Source organism: Pseudomonas sp. GL_103 (assembly GCF_057835175.1).
The window spans coordinates 3,958,759-3,982,481 of sequence record NZ_CM174420.1; the positions used below are offsets into that span (position 1 = coordinate 3,958,759).

General features: G+C 61.4%; 24 protein-coding genes. 13 read left to right on the forward strand and 11 right to left on the reverse strand.

Annotated features, from left to right (window positions below):
- Nucleotides 1-83 precede the first annotated feature (83 nt).
- The gene (locus AC3IP0_RS17750; RefSeq protein ID WP_489325497.1) at nucleotides 84-1,199 is read right to left on the reverse strand and encodes an SCO family protein; all 1,116 of its coding nucleotides are present in this window, start codon (nucleotides 1,197-1,199) and stop codon (nucleotides 84-86) included.
- 184 nt (nucleotides 1,200-1,383) lie between these two features.
- A complete protein-coding gene (locus tag AC3IP0_RS17755) occupies nucleotides 1,384-2,829 on the reverse strand; it encodes a sensor histidine kinase (RefSeq protein WP_489316382.1) in 1,446 nt (481 codons plus the stop codon).
- A gap of 279 nt (nucleotides 2,830-3,108) precedes the next feature.
- Between AC3IP0_RS17755 and AC3IP0_RS17760 the strand changes: the two genes are divergently transcribed.
- Both AC3IP0_RS17760 and AC3IP0_RS17765 read left to right on the forward strand, forming a co-directional pair.
- On the forward strand, nucleotides 3,109-4,455 hold the full coding sequence (locus AC3IP0_RS17760) for a hypothetical protein (protein ID WP_489316383.1): 1,347 nt from the start codon (nucleotides 3,109-3,111) through the stop codon (nucleotides 4,453-4,455).
- 35 nt (nucleotides 4,456-4,490) lie between these two features.
- Entirely contained in the window at nucleotides 4,491-6,740 is a 2,250-nt protein-coding gene (locus AC3IP0_RS17765; protein WP_489325498.1) for an Ig-like domain-containing protein, read from the forward strand.
- A gap of 52 nt (nucleotides 6,741-6,792) precedes the next feature.
- Here AC3IP0_RS17765 and AC3IP0_RS17770 read toward each other — a convergent pair whose 3' ends face one another.
- Nucleotides 6,793-8,199, reverse strand: a complete 1,407-nt coding sequence (locus AC3IP0_RS17770) for an FAD/NAD(P)-binding protein (RefSeq protein ID WP_489325499.1) — start codon at nucleotides 8,197-8,199, stop codon at nucleotides 6,793-6,795.
- A 14-nt stretch (nucleotides 8,200-8,213) separates the two neighbouring features.
- Nucleotides 8,214-8,777, reverse strand: a complete 564-nt coding sequence (locus tag AC3IP0_RS17775; RefSeq protein WP_489316386.1) for a helix-turn-helix domain-containing protein — start codon at nucleotides 8,775-8,777, stop codon at nucleotides 8,214-8,216.
- Between the two features lie 15 nt (nucleotides 8,778-8,792).
- On the opposite strand from AC3IP0_RS17775, the gene AC3IP0_RS17780 reads away from it, so the two are divergent.
- The 7 genes from AC3IP0_RS17780 to AC3IP0_RS17810 all read left to right on the forward strand — a co-directional run bounded on the left by AC3IP0_RS17780 (nucleotide 8,793) and on the right by AC3IP0_RS17810 (nucleotide 16,080).
- A complete protein-coding gene (locus AC3IP0_RS17780; protein WP_489316387.1) occupies nucleotides 8,793-9,797 on the forward strand; it encodes a DMT family transporter in 1,005 nt (334 codons plus the stop codon).
- A gap of 219 nt (nucleotides 9,798-10,016) precedes the next feature.
- Nucleotides 10,017-12,935 (forward strand): monovalent cation/H+ antiporter subunit A, encoded by a 2,919-nt coding sequence (locus AC3IP0_RS17785; protein WP_489325501.1) that lies wholly within the window; start codon nucleotides 10,017-10,019, stop codon nucleotides 12,933-12,935.
- On the forward strand, nucleotides 12,935-13,279 hold the full coding sequence (locus AC3IP0_RS17790; RefSeq protein WP_007973781.1) for a Na+/H+ antiporter subunit C: 345 nt from the start codon (nucleotides 12,935-12,937) through the stop codon (nucleotides 13,277-13,279). The genes AC3IP0_RS17785 and AC3IP0_RS17790 overlap by 1 nt, the downstream gene beginning before the upstream one ends.
- Nucleotides 13,276-14,961, forward strand: coding sequence for a monovalent cation/H+ antiporter subunit D (locus AC3IP0_RS17795; RefSeq protein WP_489316389.1), 1,686 nt, complete (start codon nucleotides 13,276-13,278; stop codon nucleotides 14,959-14,961). Before AC3IP0_RS17790 ends, AC3IP0_RS17795 begins: the two co-directional genes overlap by 4 nt.
- Nucleotides 14,958-15,446: a Na+/H+ antiporter subunit E gene (locus AC3IP0_RS17800; RefSeq protein ID WP_489316390.1), complete on the forward strand. Its 489-nt coding sequence runs from the start codon at nucleotides 14,958-14,960 to the stop codon at nucleotides 15,444-15,446. Before AC3IP0_RS17795 ends, AC3IP0_RS17800 begins: the two co-directional genes overlap by 4 nt.
- Nucleotides 15,443-15,721: a K+/H+ antiporter subunit F gene (locus AC3IP0_RS17805; protein WP_489316391.1), complete on the forward strand. Its 279-nt coding sequence runs from the start codon at nucleotides 15,443-15,445 to the stop codon at nucleotides 15,719-15,721. The genes AC3IP0_RS17800 and AC3IP0_RS17805 overlap by 4 nt, the downstream gene beginning before the upstream one ends.
- Nucleotides 15,718-16,080, forward strand: a complete 363-nt coding sequence (locus AC3IP0_RS17810; RefSeq protein WP_090456437.1) for a Na+/H+ antiporter subunit G — start codon at nucleotides 15,718-15,720, stop codon at nucleotides 16,078-16,080. Before AC3IP0_RS17805 ends, AC3IP0_RS17810 begins: the two co-directional genes overlap by 4 nt.
- Nucleotides 16,081-16,113: 33 nt before the next feature.
- Here AC3IP0_RS17810 and AC3IP0_RS17815 read toward each other — a convergent pair whose 3' ends face one another.
- The 4 genes from AC3IP0_RS17815 to AC3IP0_RS17830 form a co-directional block, all read right to left on the reverse strand.
- Nucleotides 16,114-16,551, reverse strand: a complete 438-nt coding sequence (locus AC3IP0_RS17815; protein WP_489316392.1) for a DUF3995 domain-containing protein — start codon at nucleotides 16,549-16,551, stop codon at nucleotides 16,114-16,116.
- Between the two features lie 117 nt (nucleotides 16,552-16,668).
- Nucleotides 16,669-17,682 carry an ABC transporter substrate-binding protein gene (locus tag AC3IP0_RS17820; RefSeq protein ID WP_489316393.1) on the reverse strand — a complete coding sequence of 338 codons (1,014 nt, stop codon included), beginning with the start codon at nucleotides 17,680-17,682 and terminating at the stop codon, nucleotides 16,669-16,671.
- A 118-nt stretch (nucleotides 17,683-17,800) separates the two neighbouring features.
- Nucleotides 17,801-18,004 (reverse strand): hypothetical protein, encoded by a 204-nt coding sequence (locus AC3IP0_RS17825; protein WP_489316394.1) that lies wholly within the window; start codon nucleotides 18,002-18,004, stop codon nucleotides 17,801-17,803.
- Complete coding sequence (locus tag AC3IP0_RS17830; RefSeq protein WP_007986246.1) at nucleotides 18,004-18,474, reverse strand: hypothetical protein; 471 nt, start codon at nucleotides 18,472-18,474, stop codon at nucleotides 18,004-18,006. The genes AC3IP0_RS17825 and AC3IP0_RS17830 overlap by 1 nt, the downstream gene beginning before the upstream one ends.
- A 413-nt stretch (nucleotides 18,475-18,887) precedes the next feature.
- On the opposite strand from AC3IP0_RS17830, the gene AC3IP0_RS17835 reads away from it, so the two are divergent.
- The 3 genes from AC3IP0_RS17835 (at nucleotide 18,888) to AC3IP0_RS17845 (ending at nucleotide 19,892) form a co-directional block, all read left to right on the forward strand.
- Complete coding sequence (locus tag AC3IP0_RS17835) at nucleotides 18,888-19,136, forward strand: hypothetical protein (RefSeq protein WP_489316395.1); 249 nt, start codon at nucleotides 18,888-18,890, stop codon at nucleotides 19,134-19,136.
- Between the two features lie 159 nt (nucleotides 19,137-19,295).
- The gene (locus tag AC3IP0_RS17840) at nucleotides 19,296-19,526 is read left to right on the forward strand and encodes a hypothetical protein (RefSeq protein ID WP_008052572.1); all 231 of its coding nucleotides are present in this window, start codon (nucleotides 19,296-19,298) and stop codon (nucleotides 19,524-19,526) included.
- A 129-nt stretch (nucleotides 19,527-19,655) separates the two neighbouring features.
- Entirely contained in the window at nucleotides 19,656-19,892 is a 237-nt protein-coding gene (locus AC3IP0_RS17845) for a DUF2789 domain-containing protein (RefSeq protein WP_489316396.1), read from the forward strand.
- 5 nt (nucleotides 19,893-19,897) lie between these two features.
- On the opposite strand, the gene AC3IP0_RS17850 is transcribed toward AC3IP0_RS17845, so the two are convergent.
- The 3 genes from AC3IP0_RS17850 to AC3IP0_RS17860 form a co-directional block, all read right to left on the reverse strand.
- Nucleotides 19,898-20,101 (reverse strand): hypothetical protein, encoded by a 204-nt coding sequence (locus AC3IP0_RS17850; RefSeq protein ID WP_489316397.1) that lies wholly within the window; start codon nucleotides 20,099-20,101, stop codon nucleotides 19,898-19,900.
- Between the two features lie 129 nt (nucleotides 20,102-20,230).
- Entirely contained in the window at nucleotides 20,231-21,838 is a 1,608-nt protein-coding gene (locus AC3IP0_RS17855) for a methyl-accepting chemotaxis protein (RefSeq protein ID WP_489316398.1), read from the reverse strand.
- A gap of 235 nt (nucleotides 21,839-22,073) precedes the next feature.
- Nucleotides 22,074-22,478 carry a TraR/DksA family transcriptional regulator gene (locus tag AC3IP0_RS17860; protein WP_007907888.1) on the reverse strand — a complete coding sequence of 135 codons (405 nt, stop codon included), beginning with the start codon at nucleotides 22,476-22,478 and terminating at the stop codon, nucleotides 22,074-22,076.
- A gap of 370 nt (nucleotides 22,479-22,848) precedes the next feature.
- Between AC3IP0_RS17860 and AC3IP0_RS17865 the strand changes: the two genes are divergently transcribed.
- Complete coding sequence (locus AC3IP0_RS17865; protein ID WP_489316399.1) at nucleotides 22,849-23,454, forward strand: glutathione S-transferase; 606 nt, start codon at nucleotides 22,849-22,851, stop codon at nucleotides 23,452-23,454.
- The last annotated feature ends 269 nt before the right edge of the window (nucleotides 23,455-23,723 follow it).

The window sequence follows — 23,723 nt, forward strand, 5'->3', positions numbered from 1 at the left end:
GAAATCGAGCCTGTTCAGCCGCTTTCAGGATCAGTGTAGGTGGCATTGATAGCCATTGACTGGCCTGCGTAATTTTTTTGACACTATTGCACGCGGGGTGTCTCGGGTTGCGCGACTGAATGATGTTGTTCAGGCTCCTCGTCACCAATGGCCAATGGCGCCGCTGGCGGATGCTGACGGTCGGTTTCTTCCTGCAGGAAATCGATGATGGACTGGGCGGAATTCGCATCCAGGCGCAAGTTGGGCATCGAGATCCTGTTGTAGCGCTCGAACAGTTCCATCGCAATCGGGTCCTTTTCCGCGAGCATGCGGTCAGGTTCGCGGATCCAGCGCTTGAGCCAGGCCGGATCGCGCTGATAGGTCACGCCGATCAGGTCCGGGCCGATGCTGTGCAGGCCGATGCCCTGCCCGTCCAGCGGACCAAGGCTGTGGCAAGACGCGCAGCGGGTGCGAAACAGCTCTTCGCCATTGCTCGGCGGGCGGATTTCCGGTGCGTTGACGTAGCTTTCCTCCACACTGGGCTGTTTCCAATTATGCAGGGTATTGGCCAGTTGGTCGGCCAGAATCCACGGATTTTCGAACGGCGAGGCTTTCATCCAGCGGCCCGTTGCCTGGTTGCCGACGATCAGGCTCAGGTTGTGGTCCTTGTTGCGCCCGTTATCGACGCCTTCGATGAACAGCCCCAGTTTTTTGCGCAGGTCGGTGACGTCGGCGAATTCCCCGGTGAGGAATTTCCACCCGGGACCGACCTGGAAGCGTTGCGCATAGGCCTTGAGTACCTCGGGGGTATCACTCAAGGGGTCGATGCTGATGGAGTAGAAGAAGATGTCCTTGCCGACCCGATCCCCCAGCAGTTTCTGCACCTGGCGCAGGCGCGCGGTTTCCAGGGGGCAGGAGTCGCTGCACGAGGTGAAGATGAAGTTGATCACCACTACCTTGTCTTTGATCAAGTCATCGAAAAAACGCAGCTGCTGTCCGTCCTGGTCGGTCAGCAGGGTGTTGGGGAAATAGTCGCGACCCCACGGGGTGTCGGCTTCAACGACAGCGGATTCGACAGTGGATGCCGGAGCAGGTGCGGGCGTCGACGTCGGCTGGCTGGCGACCAGCAACTGGCTGGCCAGCAAACCGGTCACCAGCATCAGCACAAGGTGCATGCCCAAGGCTCGTGCGTGTGGTGAATGCATCTCTTTTTTTTCCATCACCAGCCGCCTCGATGTGGTGAAGGGGGTAATGGTGGTTTTGCAAGGACCTCGCCAATCATGTGTTTTTCTATAAAAAAGTACTAACACTCGACAAAACAATGATTTATCGAAATCAATGGGCGATGACCGGGGAAATGACCGGGGATTGATCCCCGATATTGGGGGTAGTTCATCCCCGTTTTCAGGGGGCCAGAACAAACGACAGGCGCACAGTGGTGCCCTCGCCTTCACTGCTGTCGAGTGTCACCGCACCACCAAATCGCTCCATGATCCGCTTGACCAGCACCAGCCCGACTCCCAGCCCGCCCTGCTTGGTGGTGAAGAACGGCCGGAAGGCCATGGTGCGCTGTTCTTCACTCATGCCTTTGCCGGTATCGCTCACCCTCACGCTGACGCGCTGGGCATCGCGCGGTTCGATCCGGATGGTCAGCGTGCCGCCGCCGTCCATGGCTTCCACCGCATTGGACAGCAGGCTGTTGAGGATCTGGGTCAGTTGCACATGCTGGCTCAGCACCATGGGCGTCTGGTCCGGTTCGAACACCACGTTGACCTTGGCCTTGCCGATCTGGTGCTCGTAAGCCATCAGGCTGTCATGCAGGGCCGCCACCAGGTTCACCGGTTCCGCCTCGTCATTGAGCGGTCGCAGGGACTGGAGCAACTCCCGTACCCATGTCGACATGCGATCGACCTGACCAATGATGTCGTTGATGTTCCCGTGTGCCGGACCGCTGTCGAACTCTATCGCCAGCTCGGCGCTGGACCGGATGTTCGCCAACGGATTGCGCAGACTGTGGGCGACCGCCGAGGACACCTCCCCCAGCGCCACAAAGGTTTCGTTGGTGATCAATTGCTTCTGCTGCGTCGCCAGCAGGATCGCCGCCCGCCGCACGATCCAGTACAGCCCCAGGTAAATCAGACCGCCGCCCAGGGCGGTCGCCAGCCAGATCAGCACCAGGCCGCGCTCCATGCGGTTGATCAGGTCCTGCGGTTCCTTGTAGATCTCGACCATCGCCGTGACGGTGCTGCCATCGGCGTCGAACAGGGGAATGTAGTTTTCGATGAAGGTGTATTTGGGTGGTTCCAGGAACTTTTGCTCCATGCGGGATTTGTCCACATCGTGGTAACTGGTCGACACGGAAATTTTCGAATTGAATGCCCGGTCGAGGTCTTCATCGCCATGGATCGTGGTGCCCATCAAGGCCGGGTTGGTCGACCAGATCACCATGCGGTCGGGGGCATAGATATTGGCCAGGATCACGTCCGGCAAATTTTCGATATGGTCGAGGAAATCATCACGGGCACTGGCACGGGACAGCGGGTCGACGTCAGGAAAGTCCTTGTCTTTTCGTGGGTCGAGCAACTCGCCCATGGTCCGGACTTTGGGAATCGACACATGGCGCACCTCGGTCGAGGCAATCGCCTGTATGAATTGTGAGGTCAATAGCGCATCGCGCTGCACGCTTTCGGTAATCACGAACCGCGAGGACACCGCCCCCAGCGCCACCGCCACCGTGCCGATCACCACCATGCTGATCAGTGAAAACCAGCGCAGCAGATCGAACGGCTCCTTGCGCGTGTTCAAGCGAACTTCGCTTTCGGTCGCAAGTACTTTGGCGATTGTGTTCATGGACACGGTTCCCGGAAACCCCCTATAGGTTTATAGCCCAGCCATGGCCGTTTGCCCGAACCCGGGGACTGCGATACCACCCCCGCCCAGCGGCTCCGTCCCCCCCAAAGTAGGGGACAACTGCCCGCGCCATAACTTCCCGGTCTGCCGCCAGCGACTGCGCCAACGCCTTTACTGCGGGCGTCTCACGGGCGTTTTCGCCGATTGGTATGGAAGTTGCCAAACATCCTGCCAACTGGCCCACCCCAAGGGGCAGGTACTTCGATAGAGGGAATACTCATGCACCCGTTACTGTGCAAAACCGCGTGCGCCCTGGTTGTGACCGCTCTAGCCCAAGGCATGGCCCAGGCAGCGCTGTTTGCCGTAGACCCCGGACCCTACCTGCCAGCCAATGGCAATTTCGCCGCCTGGTATCAAGACAGCCACGGCCGAACCCTAGACCTGTGTTTATCAAAGGCTGTCAGTTCCAGGGTTGCAAGCGCGCCGGGCGCCCCGACTTACATGTGCTCGCTGATCCCTAATCCCGGCATTTTCGATGACACCCAACCGTTGGTCTTCCCGACCAATTTCCCCGACGAAGCGTTCTGGGCTACAGGCGAAACCTCCGTCGTCGATGCCGCCCGAGGCATCGACCTGACCTATGTCTCGGCGCTCGAAGCAGCCTTCAGTGGTGGGGATCCACTGGAGGGCGACCAGATCAGCTTCGCCCGTATCCGTATTCGCATCGACGTGGCCACCGCCGGCACTTACGTCATCACCCACCCCTACGGCGTCGAGGTGTTCAACGTCGATACCCCCGGCCGGCGGGCGATCAACATGACCCGGGACATCGGCATCGGTGCGCCAAAAACCTACAACGGCGCGCTCAAGGGCGACGTCGGGCCGTTCCTGCGCAGCGTCAATGGACCCTACACCGAGACCAACCCGACCACTGGCCAGGCTGAACAATTCGTCGGCGATCCGAACCTCACCGAAGCCGTCACCGGCAGCCCGTTCAACACCAACTACGTGCGCATCGAAGGCCCCAATGGCCTGGACTTGCGCACCAACCTCTTCGCCGTATCCGGCAAGTTGTCGAAGGTAGTCCGGCCGACTCCGGTGATCGCCGAGCGCAGCACTTACTCTCGACAGGCCGGCACCAGCGCCCCGGTGGCCCAGCAGGACGTGTTCGTGATGGCCCCGCCGCCACCGGCCACCGTGACCCTGGACAGCAACAACCCGGTGCTGAACTTCACCGAAGCGAACACCACCGGCCACTGGTATGCGCAGTCGCCGAACAATCCGACGCTGCCGAGCTCCTTGCAGGTGACCGCCGACAACCACCTGGCCATCGCCAGCAGCACGCCGACCATCTTGCCCATGCCGCTGACCGACCTGGTGACGATCTCGCGCGCCGAGTACAGCCTGAGCACCGGGCAAATCACCATCGTGGCCTCGACCAGCGATGAAACGTCGCCACCGGTGCTCACCGCTACCTCCGGCACCGGAATCGCCATCGGCGCCCTGAGCGGTGACGGCGCCGTGAAAAGCCTGGCCACCGGCATCTCGCCGATTCCGCCAGCCCAGGTTCGTGTGTCGTCTTCCAATGGCGGCAGCGATACCGAAGAAGTGGTCATCGTGCAATGAACGCCCACATGCCCGGATCCTCATCAGGAGGCATCATGAACAAATGGCCACGCCTGGCGCTCAAAGCCCTGGGACTGACTCTATCGCTGATCGGCAGTGCTTTGGCGCAACTCGCCGCCGTCGATCCCGGACCTTACACCTTTGCCACCGGGAAATTCCCGATCTGGTATCAGGACAACAATCTACTGTCGATGGAGCTGTGCCAGTCCCGCGCCGCCAGCTCACGGGTGGCCGCCAGCGTGCCACCGGCCTACATGTGCACCCTGCTGCCGACACCGGGCATTTTCGACGACACCCTGCCGATGGTGTTCCCGGATAACTGGCCGGACGAAGCCTTCTGGTTCCTTGCCGAGACCAGCATCCCCAACAACACCGCCGGCTATGGCATGGACGTCTATGTCGCCGGGATCGAGGCTGCATTCGCCGGTGGCAACCCGCTCGATGGCGACCAGGTCAGCTTCGCGCGGATTCGCATGCGGGTGAACATTCCCGTCGCCGGGACCTACACCATTACCCACCCCTATGGCGTGGAAACGGTCAACGTCACCACCACCGGGCGTCGTGCGATCAACATCACCAGGGACATCGGCATCGGCGCGCCGGGAGTTTTCAGCGGTGCGGTCAACGGTGCGATCGGGCCGTTCCTGCGCAGCGTCAACGGCCCCTACACCGAGGTGAACCCGGACACCGGCGCCGTCGAAACCTTCGTCGGCGACCCCAACCTCACCGAAGCCGTGACCGGCAGCCCCAACAACACCAACTTCGTGCGCATCCAGGGTCCGGCCGGGACCCTCCAGACCAACCTCTTCACCCTGTCCGGCAAGGTGCTCGACAACCGCGCACAAACCGCGGTGGACATGACTCGTGCCACCTACCGCCGCATAGCCGGCACCGGCGGCAACAACACCCGGGTCGAAGTGTTTGCCAAAGCCGCCAACGGCTCGACCCTGTGCTTTCGCGAAAGCATCGCCCTGGTCCCCGGCCCGCCTGTGTCGCCTTGCCAGACCAACATGGTGAGCGATAACAACGGCGTGTTCTTCGCCCAGCATCTGCTGGCCAACGGGACGGTGCCTCCAGTCGTGGTGGTCACCGCCACCAACCCCGCCGGGACCACTCGCCCGACCGCGGTGTCGAGCAAGCTCTCGGACGTGGTGAAAATCCAGACCGCCCGTTATAGCTGGAGCAACCACAGCCTGCTGATCGAGGCCACTTCCACAGACGAAGTGGTGGTTCCGGACATGGTCGCCGAAGGTTACGGACGGCTGTCGAAAACCGGCACCCTGCAACGCCTGACGGTGGCTGACCTGACCCAACCCCCTGCAACCGTTACGGTCAAATCCGCCGCAGGCGGCAATGACACCGAGCCGGTCGTAGTCGTCGGCACTGCACCGGACACCGGGGCGAACCAGGCACCGATCTCCGTCGCCGATACCGGCGGCACCAGCTTCGGCGTGCCGATCACCCTCAACCTGCTGGCCAATGACAGGGACCCGGACGGCAATACGCCGCTAAGCATTACCGCGCTGACCCAACCGGCCACCGACCAGGGCACCGTGGCATTGAGCGGCACTACGGCGGTGGTCTACACCCCTCCCGCTGTCGTCAACGCGCCGCTGACCACGACCTTCACCTACAAGGCCCAAGACGTCAAAGGCCTGGCCTCGACGACAGCGGCAACCGTGACCATTACCGTGGCGCCTAACCGGCCTCCGGTGGCAGTCGCCGATGCCGTTACGACACTGGGTGTGGCGATTCCAATCAACGTGCTGGCCAACGACGCCGACCCAGAAGGCAATGTGCCACTCGCGGTCGCCAGCTTCACTCAGCCACCGGCAAATCGCGGCACCGTCAGCAGTAACGGCACGGTGCTCACCTATACCCCTCCGGCCACCATCACCACGGCCTTCACCACGACCTTCACCTACATCGCCCGGGACAGCTTCGGCGCCCAGTCGACGTCGCCGGCCACAGTCACGGTGCAGGTCTCGCCACGGCCTGCTGCGGAAACCTTCGCCGTGACCACCGCAACGGTGAGTGCCCGTTCCAATAACCGCTTCACCTGGGACTTTGCCGGCACTTCATCGGTGACCACCGGCAACACCATCACCATCAAGGTCACCACGCCGACCGGGCTGGTCACCCTGGGCACCACCACCGTATCGGGGAACGGTCGCTGGCGGTTGACGGTGAACAACACCACCACGGTCGTTCCATCGGCGAACCCGACCGCCACGATCACCTCGTCCCAAGGCTCGGTGCGCAGCGTCGCCGTCACCGTGCGGTAACCGCTTGCCCCACCGGCCAGTACAGCCGGTGGGGACCGTTGGCAATGGACGACTAGCGCACCAGTCGTTCGGCCAACGCCTTGGCCTGGCTCACCACATCGGTGACGGAGGTACTTTCCCACCACATGCCGCGCAACGGCGGGCCCATGGCAAACAGGCGGCTGGCGGGATGACCCTCGACGTTCAGGACCGCGCCATCGACCTCTGCGGCGATGCCCAAGGCCAGCGGTCCGGGCCGGACCAGGCCACGGGCGAGCAGTTGCCGGGGCAACGGCCGCGCGACCCGGCGCCAGTCGTATTCGATACCGCTGGAGTTGATCAGGGCGGCACCGCTGACCACGCAGGTCTGCGCCTCGCCGCGCCGTCGAAGGCGAATACTCACCTCGCCGTTCAGCGAGGACTCGAGGCCCTGGTAAGAGGCTGCGTGAATACGTAACCGCCCTTCTTTATACAAGCGCTCCACCAGTTCGGCGCTCAAGGGTGGCGAGCGGTGGTGATGGCTTTCCCACCACGGCCGCACATGCCGCACGAACTGCCGACGCTGTATGTCCGTCGCCTGATGCCACAAGCGGCCGATATGTGCCCGCACCGTGTCCAGTGGCGCCTGCCAATCGATGCCCTGGGCGATGGCGTCCCGGCAGTGTCGACGCAGTTCACGCATCAACTGGCGAGGTGTGCGGATGCGCTGATCCTCGGCGAGAAAGTCCACCCAGGCCGGTGGCTGGCGACGCACATGGGGCAGCAGGCCATGACGGGAAAACACTTCGATCGGCCCGCGATGTCCGGCCTGTTCCAGGGACACCACGGCATCGACCATGGTCAGGCCCGAGCCGATGATCATGACCGTCGATTGCGGATCGAGCCGCTGCATGGCCGCCACGTCCCACGGATCGAGGGCCGCCGCATTCAAGCCGCTGGAGCGGGTTTGTGGCGTGCGCGCGGCGGGAAACATCCCCGTGGCCAAGACCGCATAAGCGCCCTGCACGCATCGACCGTCGCTCAAGGTCAACCGTACGTCATCGGCATCGGCTTGCAAGTCGACCACTTCGGCCTGTACATGCTCGACCGTCGAACCGTTCAAGGCGCCCAGCGCCTGCGCTTCTGCCAGGCGTTGCCGGGCGTACAGGCCGAAAACGCCCCGTGGCGGAAACAGTTCGCTGATCGGCACGTGCTGCTGATCCGATTCCGGCCAGCCGCCCGCCTCGATGTACCCGGTCAACCATTGGGTCAGGTCGTCGGCATTGTCCGGGTCGACACTCATCCGCGCCGCGTTGCCGTTAAGGGTATGACCCGGTTCCACCGCGCTGTAGGCTTCGCCCCGGCCCAACTCGGCCCGGGGCTCGATCACCAGCACCCGGCGCCGGCCCGGCAAACGCATCAACTGCGCCGCCAGCATCGCGCCACTGAGGCCGCCACCGACAATCAGGATGTCGGCGTCATTGGTCAAGCTATGGCCCATCGTTCACTCCCTGTTCAGATCACCACATTACGCACAAACTTCGCCGCCACCGCCCCGTCATTGCGATAACAGTGCGGCTGGTTGCTGGCGAACATGAAGAATTCACCCGCCGCGATATTTTGCGCCTGGTCGCCGAGCATAACGGTCAGGCAACCTTCGAAGACATAAATCTGCTCGCTCCAGCCATCGGCGTCCGGCTCCGACGGATACACTTCGCCCGGTTGCAGGCACCACTCCCACTGTTCGACTTCGCGGCTGGCCTGGGCTTTGGAGAGCAACACCGCCCTGCTGCCGGGGATCGTGCCGGTCCAGGCCAGCTCATTGATACGGCTGGGATCGCGGGCGTCAGGCGCCTGGATCAAATCGCTGAAGGCGACGTCGAGGGCTTCGGCGACGCGATCGAGGGTGGTCAGGCTGACGTTCTTTTCCCCTGCCTCGATCGCCACCAGCATTCGACGGCTGACACCGGACTTTTCGGCCAGCGCCGTCTGGCTCAGGTCGGCGGCATGACGCAAACGACGGACGTTTTGACTGACATGCTGGAGGACCGAAGCCCGTTGGGTAGAATCTTTGTGCACTATATTGCTCACTGAGTGGGGTTGGGCAGTATACTGCGCAACATTCGACGCATTGTGCGTCCCCCTCCAGTAGCGTGCAAGGTCATGACGTCGGTGAACTCCTCAAAGGCTTCCTCCCGTATTACAAGATTCAGCAAGGCCGAATGCGTGCTGGTGCTGATCACCATGGTCTGGGGCGGTACCTTCCTGCTGGTACAGCATGCGATGACCGTCAGCGGCCCGATGTTTTTCGTCGGCCTGCGCTTTGCCGCCGCCGCGAGCATCGTCGCCCTGTTTTCCTGGCGTCACCTGCGCGACCTGACCCTGTTCGAACTCAAGGCCGGGGCGTTTATCGGTGTGGCGATCATGCTCGGCTACGGCTTGCAAACGGTCGGGTTGCAGAGCATTCCCAGCAGCCAATCGGCATTCATTACCGCGCTGTACGTCCCGTTTGTGCCGTTACTGCAATGGCTGGTGCTGGGGCGGCGTCCGGGGTTGATGCCGAGCATCGGCATCATGCTGGCCTTTACCGGGTTGATGCTGCTGTCCGGGCCGTCCGGTGCGTCGTTCAACTTCAGCCCCGGTGAAATCGCCACCTTGATCAGCGCCGTGGCCATTGCGGCCGAGATCATCCTGATCAGCACCTATGCCGGCCAGGTCGATGTGCGCCGGGTGACGACGGTGCAACTGGCAGTCACTTCGGTGCTGTCGTTCCTGATGGTGGTGCCGACCAACGAGGCGATACCGGACTTCTCCTGGTTGCTGCTGTGCAGTGCACTGGGTCTTGGGGCGGCGAGTGCGGCGATTCAGGTGGCGATGAACTGGGCACAGAAAAGCGTTTCACCGACCCGCGCCACGCTGATCTATGCCGGCGAACCGGTATGGGCCGGGATTGTCGGGCGCATTGCCGGGGAGCGCTTGCCGGCGATTGCCCTGGTCGGGGCCGGGTTGATTGTAGCGGCGGTGATAGTCAGTGAGTTGAGGACCAAGGGTAAGGCTACGGCGGTTGACGAACTGCTGGAAAGCGAAAGCGGCAACTGAAGCATTAAAGATCAAAAGATCGCAGCCTGCGGCAGCTCCTACATTGAAATGCGTACTTTGTAGGAGCTGCCGCAGGCTGCGATCTTTTTTGCCTCCCAATGAAACAATGTTAAACAGGGCATTTCCGTCTACCGTGTAGGATTCTGCGACAGCTTGGCGTTTGGTGATCCGGGAGCTGGCACGTATGATGCTTCACAAACTTCCGCAGATTAGAAGCCTATGTCCCTGATAGTTCTACTGCTTCTGCCTTTCATAGGCAGCTGTTTGGCGGCCGTGTTGCCGCACAATGCCCGTAACGCCGAATCCCTGCTGGCTGGCCTGATCGCCCTGATCGGCACCCTTCAGGTCGCCTTCCTGTACCCGCAGATCGCCGATGGCGGCGTCATTCGCGAAGAGTTTTCATGGCTGCCCAGCCTGGGCCTGAACTTCGTCCTGCGCATGGACGGTTTCGCCTGGCTGTTCTCCATGCTGGTGCTGGGCATCGGCACCCTGGTTTCGCTGTACGCCCGCTACTACATGTCGCCGAACGATCCGGTGCCGCGATTCTTCGCGTTTTTCCTGGCCTTCATGGGCGCCATGCTCGGGCTGGTGATTTCCGGCAACCTGATCCAGATCGTGTTTTTCTGGGAGCTGACCAGTCTCTTCTCCTTCCTGTTGATCGGCTACTGGCACCATCGCGCCGATGCCCGGCGCGGTGCCTACATGGCGCTGATGGTGACCGGTGCAGGCGGCTTGTGCCTGCTGGCGGGGGTCATGCTGCTCGGCCATGTGGTCGGCAGCTATGACCTGGACAAGGTCCTGGCCGCCGGCGACCTGATTCGCGCCCATGCCCTCTACCCGATCCTGTTGCCCCTGATCCTGATCGGCGCACTGAGCAAAAGTGCGCAATTTCCCTTTCACTTCTGGCTGCCCCACGCCATGGCCGCGCCGACGCCCGTGTCGGCGTATTTGCACTCGGCGACCATGGTCAAGGCCGGGGTCTTCCTGCTCGCGCGGCTATGGCCTTCGCTGTCGGGCAGTGAAGAATGGTTCTACATCGTCAGCGGCGCCGGTGCCTGCACCCTGTTGCTCGGGGCGTACTGCGCGATGTTCCAGAACGACCTCAAGGGATTGCTGGCCTACTCGACCATCAGCCACCTGGGCCTGATCACCCTGTTGCTTGGCTTGAACAGCCCGCTGGCCGCCGTCGCCGCGGTGTTCCACATCCTCAACCACGCGACGTTCAAGGCCTCGTTGTTCATGGCCGCCGGCATCATCGACCACGAAAGCGGCACCCGCGATATCCGCAAACTCAGCGGCCTGTACAAGCTGATGCCGTTTACCGCCACCCTGGCCATGGTCGCCAGCGCCTCGATGGCCGGCGTGCCGTTGCTAAACGGCTTCCTTTCAAAAGAGATGTTCTTCGCCGAAACCGTGTTCATCAATGCCACGCGCTGGATCGAACTGAGCTTGCCGATCGTGGCAACCATTGCCGGTACCTTCAGCGTGGCTTACTCCCTGCGTTTCACCGTGGATGTGTTCTTCGGCCCGCCCGCGACCGACCTGCCCCACACCCCCCACGAACCGCCGCGCTGGATGCGCGCGCCGGTCGAGTTGCTGGTGTTCGCCTGCCTGCTGGTGGGGATCTTCCCGGCCCAGATAGTCGGCCCGCTGCTCGCGGCGGCGGCGCAACCGGTGGTCGGCGGCACGCTGCCCGAGTACAGCCTGGCCATCTGGCACGGCCTGAACGCGCCGATGATCATGAGCCTGATCGCCTTGTCCTGCGGCTCCGTGCTGTATCTGCTGCTGCGCAATCAATTCAAGCGCGGGCGTTTCGACCGTCCGCCCGTCATCGGGCGCCTGGACGGCAAGCACCTGTTCGAATACGCGCTGGTCGCCAGCATGCGCCTGGCCCGTCGCCTGGAACCGCGGATTGGCACCAAACGCCTGCAAATGCAGTTGTTCCTGGTGGTGTTCGCCGCCGTGCTGGCGGGGTTGATTCCCATGCTGCACAGCAGCCTTCACTGGGGTGACCGACCGAAAATCCCCGGGTCGATCGTGTTCGTCACCTTGTGGTTGCTGGCCATCGTCTGCGCCCTTGGCGCGGCCTATCAAGCCAAGTATCACCGCCTCGCGGCCCTGACCATGGTCAGCGTTTGCGGCCTGATGACCTGCGTCACCTTCGTCTGGTTTTCGGCGCCGGACCTCGCCCTGACCCAACTGGCGGTCGAAGTGGTGACCACGGTGCTGATCCTGCTGGGCCTGCGCTGGCTGCCACGACGGATCGAGGAGGTCTCGCCGTTGCCGGGCAGCCTGCGCCGGGCGCGGGTTCGGCGTATCCGCGACTTGCTGCTGTCGACCGCGGTCGGTGTCGGCATGGCGTTGCTGGCCTACGCCATGCTGACGCGCCAGACCCCCAACGATATTTCCTCGTTCTACCTCAGTCGCGCCTTGCCCGAAGGCGGCGGCAGCAACGTGGTCAACGTGATGCTGGTGGACTTCCGTGGTTTCGACACCCTCGGTGAAATCACCGTGCTGGTGGCCGTGGCCCTGACCGTGTTCGCCCTGCTGCGCCGCTTCCGTCCGCCGAAAGAAAGCCTGCAACTGCCGGCCCAGCAACGCTTGCTTGCACCCGACGTGGTCACCGACCTGGTCAACCCGCGTCACGCCAGCGACACCGCGCTCGGTTTCATGATGGTGCCGGCGGTGCTGGTGCGCCTGCTGTTGCCGGTGGCGCTGGTGGTGTCGTTCTACCTGTTCATGCGCGGGCACAATCAACCGGGCGGCGGCTTTGTCGCCGGGCTGGTGATGTCGGTGGCGTTCATCCTGCAATACATGGTCGCGGGCACGCAGTGGGTCGAGGCGCAGATGAGCCTGCGGCCACTGCGCTGGATGGGCACGGGCCTGATGATTGCCACGGCCACGGGCCTGGGCGCGATGGTCGCCGGCTATCCGTTCCTGACCACCCACACCTGGCATTTCTCGCTGCCGCTACTGGGTGACATTCACCTGGCCAGCGCGCTGTTCTTCGACATCGGTGTGTACGGCGTGGTGGTCGGTTCGACCCTGTTGATCCTCACCGCCCTCGCCCACCAATCGGTGCGGGGCCACAAAACCGCTGCCCAGCCCAAATCCGTTGCCGCCAAGGGAGCCGTCTGATGGAAGAAGTCATCGCAATCGCCATCGGCGTACTGGCCGCGTCCGGCGTCTGGCTGATCCTGCGGCCACGGACGTTCCAGGTGGTCATGGGCCTGTGCCTGCTGTCCTACGGCGTCAATCTGTTCATCTTCAGCATGGGCAGCCTGTTCATCGGCAAGGAACCGATCATCAAGGACGGCGTGCCGCAGGATCTGCTGCACTACACCGACCCGTTGCCGCAGGCACTGGTGCTGACGGCGATCGTCATCAGCTTTGCCATGACCGCGCTGTTCCTGGTGGTGCTGCTGGCCTCCCGGGGCCTGACCGGCACCGACCATGTCGATGGCCGGGAGCCCAGGGAATGATGGCGATGACTCACCTGATCGTCGCGCCCATTCTGCTGCCGCTGCTGACCGCCGCGATCATGCTGATGCTCGGCGAGAAGCACCGGCCGCTCAAGGCGAAGATCAATCTGTTCTCCAGCCTGCTCGGGCTGGGCATTGCCGTGGCATTGTTGCAATGGACACAAACCACCGGCGTGCCCGGCTCCATCGGTGTGTACCTGCCAGGCAACTGGCAAGTGCCGTTCGGCCTGGTGCTGGTGGTCGATCGCCTGTCGGCGCTGATGCTGGTGCTGACCGGCATCATCGGCGTCAGTGCCCTGCTGTTTGCCATGGCACGCTGGGACAGCGCCGGTTCGAGTTTTCACGCGCTGTTCCAGATCCAGTTGATGGGCCTTTACGGCGCGTTCCTCACCGCTGACCTGTTCAACCTGTTCGTGTTCTTCGAGGTGTTGCTGGCCGCGTCCTACGGGTTGATGCTCCACGGCTCTGGCCCGGCGCGGGTGTCGTCGGGGCTGCATTACATCTCGATCAACCTGTTGGCCTCATCGCTGTTCCTGATTGGCGCGGCGCTGATCTATGGGGTCACCGGCACGCTGAACATGGCCGACCTGGCGGTTAAAATCCCGCTGGTGTCCGAAGCCGATCGCGGCTTGCTTCACGCCGGTGCGGGGATCCTGGCCATCGCATTCCTGGCCAAGGCCGGCATGTGGCCGCTGAACTTCTGGCTGGTGCCGGCCTATTCCTCGGCCAGCGCGCCGGTGGCGGCGATGTTCGCGATCATGACCAAGGTTGGCGTCTACACCTTGCTGCGGCTGTGGACGCTGCTGTTCTCTGCCCAAGCCGGGTCATCGGCGTTCTTTGGCGGTGACTGGCTGATCTACGGCGGCATGGCGACCATCGTCTGCGCCGCCATTGCGATCCTCGCCGCGCAACGCCTGGAGCGCATGGCCAGCCTGAGCATCCTGGTGTCGGCGGGCATTCTGCTGTCGACCATCGGTTTCGCCCAGCCGAACCTGGTTGGCGCGGCGCTGTTCTACCTGTTCAGCTCGACCCTGGCGTTGAGCGCGCTGTTCCTGCTGGCCGAACTGATCGAGCGCTCGCGCTCGGCCAACGAAATCCTGCTCGAAGATGAAACCGAACTGTTGCCCCGTCCTCTGGAATCCCTGCATCCGCCCAAAGGCACCAACCTCGACGACGACCAGAAAGCCGTGGTCGGCCAGGTGATTCCCTGGACCATGGCGTTTCTCGGCCTGAGTTTCATCGCCTGCGCCTTACTGATCATCGGCATGCCGCCGCTCTCCGGCTTTATCGGCAAACTCGGGTTGATCGGTGCCCTGCTCAATCCGCTCGGCCTGGGCAACAGCGGCGACACGCCGATTTCCAACGCCGCGTGGGGCCTGTTGGTGCTGTTGATCGTGTCCGGGCTGGCGTCGCTGATCGCGTTCTCGCGCTTGGGAGTCCAGCGCTTCTGGACGCCAGCGGAACGGCCATCGCCCCTGCTGCGACGCCTGGAATGCATACCGATCTTCGCCCTGCTGGGCTTGAGCATTGCGCTGACCTTCAAGGCCGATCCGCTGCTGCGCTACACCCAGGCCGCCGCCGATGCCTTGTACAACCCGCAGCAATACGTGATGGCAGTGCTCGACACGCGCGTTGTACCGAACCCGTCGGCCGTAGCAGCCCCGCAGGAGGTGCAACCATGAAGCACCTGTTTCCTGCACCGCTGCTGTCGCTGGCCCTGTGGCTGCTGTGGCTGCTGCTGAACCTGTCGATCAGCCCCGGCAACCTGCTGCTGGGTGCGGTGCTGGGGTTCTGTGCGCCATTGATGATGCGCAGGCTGCGTCCGCTGCCGGTGCGCATCCGTCGTCCCTGGGTGATCCTGCGCCTGGTCCTGCTGGTCGGGCGCGATGTGCTGGTGTCCAACCTCGCCGTGGCCTGGAGCGTGCTCAATGCGGGGCGCCGCCCGCCCCGCTCGCAATTCATCAAGGTGCCGCTGGACTTGCGTGACGCCAACGGCCTGGCCGCGCTGTCGATGATCACCACGGTGGTGCCCGGTACGGTCTGGTCGGAGCTGGCGCTGGACCGCAGCATTCTGCTGTTGCACGTCTTCGACCTGGACGACGAGGAGCTGTTCATCCAGCACTTCAAGGCGACCTACGAACGTCCGTTGATGGAGATCTTCGAATGAGCCCGCTGCTGTCGAACGCGATCATGCTGAGCCTGTTCTTTTTTTCCCTGGCGATGATCCTGACCCTGCTCCGCCTGTTCAAGGGGCCGTCGGCCCAGGATCGGGTCCTGGCGCTGGACTACCTGTACATCGTCGCGATGCTGATGATGCTGGCGCTGGGCATTCGCTATGCCAGTGACACCTACTTCGAGGCGGCGCTGCTGATCGCCCTGTTCGGCTTCGTCGGTTCGTTCGCCCTGGCGAAATTCCTGCTGCGTGGTGAGGTGATCGAATGAATACGCCATTGTCGTTGTGGGTGGAGATCCCGGTGGCGATCCTGCTGGTGCTCGGCAGCCTGTTTGCATTGATCGGCGCCACGGGCCTGCTACGCATGAAGGACTACTTCCAGCGCATGCACCCACCGGCCCTGGCCTCGACGCTCGGGACCTGGTGCGTGGCGCTGGCTTCGATCATCTATTTTTCGGCGCTCAAGTCCGCGCCGGTATTGCACGCCTGGCTGATTCCGATCCTGCTGGCGATTACCGTGCCGGTGACGACCTTGCTGCTGGCCCGGGCGGCGCTGTTTCGCAAACGCATGGCCGGGGATGATGTGCCGGCCGAGGTGAGCAGCCGGCGGACGGAGAGCGGTAGTTAGACCAAGGATTTGTATTGACTGGACCGGCCTGTCTCAGACCCAGGCCACCGCCAACAACCCCGCCCCCAGCACCACACACAACGGTGAGTAAACCCAGGTGTCGAGCCGGGCAAATTCCGAGCCTTTGACCTCTTTGAAAAACCCCACCAGTTCCGAATCGCCAATGGCCCGGGCAAACAGCAAAATCGCAATCGCGCTGATCACCCACTGCAACGACCAGTGATGCAAGTGTGGCAGGCACCAACCCACCCGCAAGCACACCAGCACGGCAATCAACAGCAACAGCCCGGCCACCACCAGTGTGATCCAGCCTCGTGGCTTGAACGCCGGCCTCAGTTGCGCACTGCCCTCCTGCGGTACTTGCGGGACCGCCGCCACCGCCGCCCATTCGCCACCCAACGCCCAATACACATGCACCAGACTGATCACGGCGAAGATCGTCACCAGCGATTGAGCCAACAGCAAAGTCATGGTTCAGAGATCCTTGAAAGGGATATGAACAGAACATTGTAGGAGCTGCCGCAGGCTGCGATCTTTTGATTTTGCTTTTTTTAGACAAGATCAAAAGATCGCAGCCTGCGGCAGCTCCTACAGGGCGGCGGAGACTTTATCCGCCACGTCCTTGGGCAGCCAGGCCCGCCAGACGTCCGGATGGGCCTTCATGAACGCCTCTGCCGCCTGGCGCGGCGGCGTATGTTTCTCGCTCATCTCGGCCAGTGCTTTGTTCAGCGGATCGATCGGAAACTCGACCTTGGCAAAGAACTCGGCAATCTGCGGATATTGCTTCTGGAACGGGGTGGACACACCGATCGACAGCTTGGAGGCCAGGGAACGGGTCGGCTGAGGATTGGGGTTGTCGGCGTCGGTCAAGGTCTTCCAGGCTTCGGCGTCGAACGGTGGCTCTTCGAGTTGAATCAGCTTGAAGCGGCCAAGTAACGGCGTGGGCGACCAGTAGTAAAACAGCACCGGCTTGCCACGATGAATCGACGAACTGATCTCTGCATCCAGTGCCGCGCCCGAACCGCTGCGGAAGTTAACGTAGCTGTCGTCCAGCCCATACGCCTTGAGCTTCTGCTTGTTGACCACTTCCGAGGTCCAGCCGATAGGGCTGTTGAGGAAACGTCCTTTGGTCGGGGCTTCCGGATCCTTGAACACGTCTTTGTATTTCGGCAGGTCGCTGACGCTGCGCAGGTCCGGCGCCAGCGGCTTGATGCCCTTGGCCGGGTCGCCCTTGATCACATATTCCGGCACCCACCAGCCTTCGGTAGCACCCTTGACTGTGTCGCCGAGGCTGACGACCTTGCCTTCGGCTTCCGCCTTGACCCACACCGGGCTGCGACCGGCCCACTCTTCGCCAATGACCTGGATGTCATTATTGGCCAGCGCGGTTTCCAGGGTAATGGTGGTGCCCGGCAAGGTGTCGGTCGGCAGCCCGTAGCCCTTCTCGACAATGATGCGCAGGACATCGGTAATCAGGCTGCCGCTTTCCCAGTTCAGGTCGGCGAAGTGGATCGGTGTCTGGGCGGCAGACACCAGGGCGGGTGTCGCCAGCAAACCGAAAGTGGCCAGGACAGCGGCCAGCAACCGTCGAAATCCGTTCATGCTTTTGCACCTCGTGCTGTTCACAGCAATAGCAGGATGGCCTGGCAGTAGACCGCGAAGCCTCTGAATACTCAGTCCAATGACTGTAGTAGAGGTTGCTGCTTTCGAGGTGCGTGGATCAGTTTTCGCAAGTTTCCTGCAAACGCATCAGTTCTCGTCTGACCATGCTGGCGTACTCCGCCGGTTGCAGTTGGTAAAGCCGTGACGCCACCCAGTTCAGCCAGCCCCCCTGCAGAATGGTCTTCTGCCCGAACAACCGCCGCGCTTCGTCTTGAGCGCTGGCCAGGTTCTGTTCGTGGAAGTCGGCGCGGGTCAGGGTCATCACTCGCTGGCCTTGAAGGTCACCAGCTCGCCCTTGCGCCACTTGGCCGCTTTGGCGGTCACGGCCTTGAGAGTCTTGGTCAGGCCTTCCTGCAACTGTTGATGGGCAGCGAACACCATCACCACGCTGTGACCTTCCTTGAACACGATCCCCTGGCCGTCGGCCGTGGTCACGAAGGCGTAGTCGCCTATTCCGTAAACCGTCAGCTTGATGTCGCGGAACTTGATGTCCAGCTTGCCGCCTTCGCGACTGGGCAGCACGGACGCGCTGAAATGGTCGCCGACCTTGAGTTTGAGTCCGGGCTTGTCGTCCACCACCAGGGCTGATTCGGTGTCGATTTCGGCAATGTAAATGCCTTCAGCGTTCTGTTCGGTGATGTAAACGAAACGTGACTGAAACTGCTTGACCAGCTTTGCGCGCAAATCACCCAGCACGAACAAAGCATGCATATCGAGATTACTTACTGCCAAGGAAACATCCCCACATCTGAATAATGGTGCCGTGCGCGAAAAATGAACGCACAGCCAAAAAAGCGGCAATGCCGAAGGTGTAGCCAAAGAACCCGGGTTGAAGTCCTGAATGAGCAGTGCACTCATTCACCACGAAGCTTGAGAAGACTACTGGAACGTCACTCGCGTCGTCCTGACGGGTGTTCGTCACAGGCTGAAGGAAAACACCCTTCCTGCTGCCAGAAAATTATGGACTATCAACTTCGGGGAAAAATCTCATCAAGAAAAAAACTTTTCCTACATATCGTCCGCAAAAAATTGCTTTAGATAAACATCATTCACCCACCAGTGAGGGTGATTCTAGAGCAGCGATGCTCTTGGCGACTAGCCAAAACGACGTACATACGTCGGTAAAACAATGAAAAGGACTTCATATGTGCACGCTGACACACTTTGCCTATCCCTTGCTGCCTGACTCGGAAACAGCTCCGGCCCCACGCCCGACACGGCTCTGCCTCCATGAACCAGCTTCTGATGCCCCGCCCCGCCCGCGATTTCAGGTGGTAATGGCGGGCATTGCCTTCTTTCACATCAAGGATATTTCTACAGGCTGTGTAAGAGGTTTCCGAGCCAATCATAACGAAGCCTGTGCCCTCGCCCGGCTTCTTGAATCACACGGTTGACATCCCACCGCGCTCGCTTCTATCGACGTTTCGTCTGCCCGTCGACTTATCTCAGCCGTCGACGGGCAACTACTGCCATACTGCCCGCCCAATAAAACGGATCCGCAAAAATCGGGTTGCGTTGACAACAACAATGTATTTCCAAGGGAAGTCTGCAACGTGACGGAATTTGATATCGGCGAGTTTTTTATCCGGGGTGAAGCCAGAGAAGTCGAAGGTGAATTCCAGGCCGTGATTGTCATGCGCGCCAAACCACCGCTCAAGACCGTGACGTATCACCAGGTCGAAAAGGATCGCTGGTTCAAAACCCCGGATGTCGCCGCCATCGCGGCCCAGGAGTCGGCCAGGGAACTCAAGGCCGCGGTCGATGCGGGTGCATTGAACGCCTGATGGTCGGGTTGGCCGTCTATGCTCATTGTTGCACTTGAACATCGCGATCGAACTCCACCGCTGCGGCGCCCTCGAATCCGGGGTGCGCCTCATCCCTCGACCCGACTGATGACCTGCAAGGAGATGAAGATGGAATCACCGACCCACGACTTGAAAGGCCTGTTCGACCAGCTCGGCCTGGACTCCAGCCAGAAAGCGATCGACGACTTCATTGCCGGCCACTTCCTGTCTGACGACAAGAAACTCATCGATGCCGAGTTCTGGTCACCGCAACAGGCCGGTTTCCTCAAGGAACAACTACGCGAAGACGCTGACTGGGCGCGGGTGGTCGACGACCTGAACCTGCGCATGCACCAGACCCACTGACAACCTCAATGCAGGCTGCCAGACCTTTCGGCGCTCAATTGCGCCACCCAGGCAGCCTTGCACTCCTCCGCTTCGTCGCGACTGGAGAACGCCGTGCCCCGGCGCTCGCCATTGAGCAACACCACCCAGCAAACCTTGCGCCCCATAGAGCGAAGATTGGCAGGTACTCCGCTGCCGATCATGACCGCGACATCAACTTTGCCTTGCATGCTGACCTCCCGAACTTAGTTAGCAACCTAATTAGTAGGTATGTTAATTAGTTTTCCGGCGAGGAAACAGCAAAACCCTGCACAGGTTAATTGCAGAATTTGCAACAATCATTCGGCAGCCCGGCGCTTCTAGCGAGGTTTTTCCGGTTTGTAGCCCAGCCGCAAGCCCCCCCAATGCCGGCCCTTGAGCATGATCGGCACCGAAAGATCGTGCATCAACTCGCCGGTATCACGGGTATAGGTTTGCAGCAGCACGGCCTTCTGATGGCTGCCGCAGCGGATTCCGGTGCGGTCAGCGAATTTGCGTTTGGTCCGGTTCTGCAAGGCATCGACCTGTGCGTCCCCCGTCAGCGGCTGGCTGAACGCCTTGTTGTGGGTCGGCACATAACCTTGCTGGGTGCAGGCGATGGCGAACACCAATCCTTCGTGACGCGGTAACAACGGTTCTTGAATCGCTGGCAAAACCTGATCGGTGTAGCGGTCGAAACGCGTCTGGTACTTGGTCGGACTGGTATTGGGGATGACCTGGTAATTGCGGTCGAACAGATCGTCGAGACTGATTCGACCGGCATCGATATCCGCCTCGAAACGCGCGGCAATCTGACCCGCGCCTTCCCGGGCCAGGTCATAGATCCGTTGGTGATAGTCATCCAGCCCAACTTCGGCAAGACGCTCGCTGATGGTTTCGGCTTGCCCTTCCATTTGCACCGCCGCCTGGGCCAGACGCTGAGTCTGCTGGTCGCTGACCACCAGATCGCTGCGCATCTGTTCGATGGCGTGAAACAGGCTGTCGAGTTGTTCGCGGTTGGTGTCGGCCCCTTGGGCGATTTCTCCGACCTGGGACTCGACGCTGGCCGCCAGTCGGGCAATGTTCTCCAGGTGCTGCCCCGTGCGCTCGACCTGCTCGACGCCGGAGTCAAGGTCGCTGGACAGTTGGCGGATCTGCTCCACCACCTGCGCCGTGCGATGCTGGATGTCGGCCACCATTTCGCCCACCTCCCCCGTGGCAGTCGCCGTGCGTGCGGCGAGCCCGCGAACCTCGTCGGCCACCACTGCGAACCCGCGACCGTGCTCCCCCGCCCGCGCCGCTTCTATCGCGGCGTTCAACGCCAACAGATTGGTCTGGCTGGCGATGGACTGAATCACCAGGGTCACTCGCTGGATATCATCGCTGCGCAGGCTCAAGGCTTCGATCAGTTCACGGCTGTTGCTGGCGCGCTGACTGAGCTGATGCATGCGCGCGATGGACTCGATCAATTCCGTACGCCCGACCACTCCGCTTTGATGAGCTTCGCTGGCGGCACTGAGCGCCTGGCGACTGAGCGTCGAGGTGGCCTGTTCGGTGGTGATCATGACCTCGGCATTGCTGACGATCTGTGCCGCCGCCGTGAGCTGTGATTGCAGTTTGTCCGCCAGTTGCCGAACCGAAAACGCCACACCGGCGGCTGACAGCGCGTTATGGCTGGTGGTGCAGGAAAGATCGCGAGTCAACTCGCCGATGGCATCGGGGTTGTCGGGGCAAGCAGCCTCAGGGGACGCGCGCGAACGCAGGCGAGGCAGCCAGATAATCAATACGGCCAGGGGCAGGCCAAGGTAGAGCGCCCCGTCGCCCAGCGTCATGCCACATAACAACAGCATCAGGGCGATGCTTTGCAGCGTTGGCGTCAGCCAGCGGTTTTTCGGCAACAGCACGGGTGCGGGCACTGCCGCAACCAGAGACCCGTCTCTCGTCATCATCGTCACCCCGGAAAGCTTCTAATTGTTGTCTTCGCATTAAACGCCACCATAAAGCCATTATCCATGAGCCTTTAGTCGCGAACGTTGCAGCAGATCAATAGAAGAACCGGGAAATCGAAGACGGCAGAAAACAAAGATCGCAGCCTGCAGCAGCGCCCTACTTCAATTGCGTAGGAGCTGCCGCAGGCTGCGATCTTTTCAAGGCAGCCCGGATTAACAGGGCTGCCTCACAGAATCAGGCCTGACGCTGGTGCTTGTCGATTTGCTCGTGACGTTCCTGAGCTTCGATGCAGTACTTGGTGGTCGGGCTGATCAGCAGGCGCTTGAGGCCAATCGCCTCGCCGCTGTCGTCGCACCAGCCGAAGCTGTCTTCCTTGATGCGCTCAAGGGCTTGTTCCAACTGAGGCAGCATGCGCTGGTCGCGATCGATCGCGTTCACCAGCCAGGTGCGCTCTTCTTCGACCGAAGCCGCGTCTGCCGGATCGGCCGGGGTGTCCAGGCTTTCGATGGCGATGCGGTTCTGTTCGATGCGCTCATGGGTTTCGACTTTCATGTTCTGCAACAGCTCGGAGAAAAAAGCATGTTGCTCGGCATTCATGTAGTCATCCGCCGGCATGGCCAGCAACTTGTCCTTGGTCATTGATATCTCTATAAAAAAACGTGCATTAAGGCGAATAAGGGAGCGTTCCGGCAGACCTGGTCAGGCCATCGGAAAGGCGCCGTTTGTTCCAAGCGCCACCCGGCACTCAATTTACGAGGGGCGGCAGTCTACGGCCGACTTGAGGCCTCAGCAACTGAAAAGACTGCGAATTTGTCCGACAAAGCCCTGAAAATGCTCTAAGGCAGGCTTTGAGGCGGTAATCGGAGTGCGTTTATAGCAAGAAATTCAATCGAGCGGCTGTATATAGAAGACAAACGGCTGGCACCGGGCATTATTCACGGTCATTTGCAGGCCCGCGAACCTCAGCTAAGGTTGTCCCTCCCGAAATGGCCATATAAAGGAAAGGACCATGAAGCTGATCGGTATGCTGGACTCGCCTTATGTAAGACGCGCCGCCATTTCTGCCAAATGCCTGGGAATCGCACTGGAACATCGATCGGTCTCGGTGTTCCGCCACCTCGAACAATTCCAGCAGATCAACCCGGTGGTCAAGGCGCCCACCCTGGTGCTGGATGATGGTGAGGTGTTGATGGACTCGACACTGATCATCGACTACCTGGAAACCCTGGCCGATAACAGCCTGATGCCCGTCAAACCGGGTCAGCGCCTGCGCGCGTTGCGCCTGATCGGCCTGGCGCTGGCCGCCAGTGAAAAGTCCGTGCAGCTTTATTACGAGCGCAACCTGCGGCCGCAGGAGATTCAATTCGAACCTTGGGTGCAGCGGGTCGAAGGCCAGTTGACGGCAGCCTATTCGGCGTTGGAGCGGGAGCTGGAAAAGCAGCCGCTGAAGACTGACGGTTCGATTGAGCAGGATGGCATTACCCTCGCCGTAGCCTGGAGCTTCACCAATCTGGTGGTGCCGGACCAGGTGAGTGCGGCGCAGTTTCCGCGGATCGCCGCATTCACGGCGTACGCCGAGGGGCTTGAGGTGTTTGTCAGTACGCCGATTGATTGACAGATTCACTCTGCCTGTTCTGCCGTCATCGCGAGCAAGCTCGCTCCCACAGTAATTTTCGTCGTACGCGGACTTCGTGCTCGACATCAATCCACTGTGGGAGCGAGCTTGCTCCGGGCGGCGTTCCGACGATGGCGTCGTGTCAGTCGACACATGAATTGCCTGTCAGCCCGCTATCGCGAGCTAGATGAAAGTTAATTTATTAAGTCGCGGGCAATTCTTGGCAAAATGCTCGCAACTTCGTAATGAACTGCTTATCAGGCCAGCCC

What these genes read in the sequence shown, in the direction of transcription:
- AC3IP0_RS17785 (WP_489325501.1), top strand. Translation starts at nt 10,017, where the DNA reads ATGTCCCTGATAGTTCTACTGCTTCTGCCTTTCATAGGCAGCTGTTTG.
- AC3IP0_RS17750 (WP_489325497.1), bottom strand. Translation starts at nt 1,199, where the DNA reads ATGGAAAAAAAAGAGATGCATTCACCACACGCACGAGCCTTGGGCATG.
- AC3IP0_RS17760 (WP_489316383.1), top strand. Translation starts at nt 3,109, where the DNA reads ATGCACCCGTTACTGTGCAAAACCGCGTGCGCCCTGGTTGTGACCGCT.
- AC3IP0_RS17820 (WP_489316393.1), bottom strand. Translation starts at nt 17,682, where the DNA reads ATGAACGGATTTCGACGGTTGCTGGCCGCTGTCCTGGCCACTTTCGGT.
- AC3IP0_RS17790 (WP_007973781.1), top strand. Translation starts at nt 12,935, where the DNA reads ATGGAAGAAGTCATCGCAATCGCCATCGGCGTACTGGCCGCGTCCGGC.
- AC3IP0_RS17810 (WP_090456437.1), top strand. Translation starts at nt 15,718, where the DNA reads ATGAATACGCCATTGTCGTTGTGGGTGGAGATCCCGGTGGCGATCCTG.
- AC3IP0_RS17855 (WP_489316398.1), bottom strand. Translation starts at nt 21,838, where the DNA reads ATGATGACGAGAGACGGGTCTCTGGTTGCGGCAGTGCCCGCACCCGTG.
- AC3IP0_RS17805 (WP_489316391.1), top strand. Translation starts at nt 15,443, where the DNA reads ATGAGCCCGCTGCTGTCGAACGCGATCATGCTGAGCCTGTTCTTTTTT.
- AC3IP0_RS17865 (WP_489316399.1), top strand. Translation starts at nt 22,849, where the DNA reads ATGAAGCTGATCGGTATGCTGGACTCGCCTTATGTAAGACGCGCCGCC.
- AC3IP0_RS17755 (WP_489316382.1), bottom strand. Translation starts at nt 2,829, where the DNA reads ATGAACACAATCGCCAAAGTACTTGCGACCGAAAGCGAAGTTCGCTTG.
- AC3IP0_RS17770 (WP_489325499.1), bottom strand. Translation starts at nt 8,199, where the DNA reads ATGGGCCATAGCTTGACCAATGACGCCGACATCCTGATTGTCGGTGGC.
- AC3IP0_RS17845 (WP_489316396.1), top strand. Translation starts at nt 19,656, where the DNA reads ATGGAATCACCGACCCACGACTTGAAAGGCCTGTTCGACCAGCTCGGC.
- AC3IP0_RS17850 (WP_489316397.1), bottom strand. Translation starts at nt 20,101, where the DNA reads ATGCAAGGCAAAGTTGATGTCGCGGTCATGATCGGCAGCGGAGTACCT.
- AC3IP0_RS17765 (WP_489325498.1), top strand. Translation starts at nt 4,491, where the DNA reads ATGAACAAATGGCCACGCCTGGCGCTCAAAGCCCTGGGACTGACTCTA.
- AC3IP0_RS17815 (WP_489316392.1), bottom strand. Translation starts at nt 16,551, where the DNA reads ATGACTTTGCTGTTGGCTCAATCGCTGGTGACGATCTTCGCCGTGATC.
- AC3IP0_RS17835 (WP_489316395.1), top strand. Translation starts at nt 18,888, where the DNA reads ATGTGCACGCTGACACACTTTGCCTATCCCTTGCTGCCTGACTCGGAA.
- AC3IP0_RS17825 (WP_489316394.1), bottom strand. Translation starts at nt 18,004, where the DNA reads ATGACCCTGACCCGCGCCGACTTCCACGAACAGAACCTGGCCAGCGCT.
- AC3IP0_RS17800 (WP_489316390.1), top strand. Translation starts at nt 14,958, where the DNA reads ATGAAGCACCTGTTTCCTGCACCGCTGCTGTCGCTGGCCCTGTGGCTG.
- AC3IP0_RS17795 (WP_489316389.1), top strand. Translation starts at nt 13,276, where the DNA reads ATGATGGCGATGACTCACCTGATCGTCGCGCCCATTCTGCTGCCGCTG.
- AC3IP0_RS17860 (WP_007907888.1), bottom strand. Translation starts at nt 22,478, where the DNA reads ATGACCAAGGACAAGTTGCTGGCCATGCCGGCGGATGACTACATGAAT.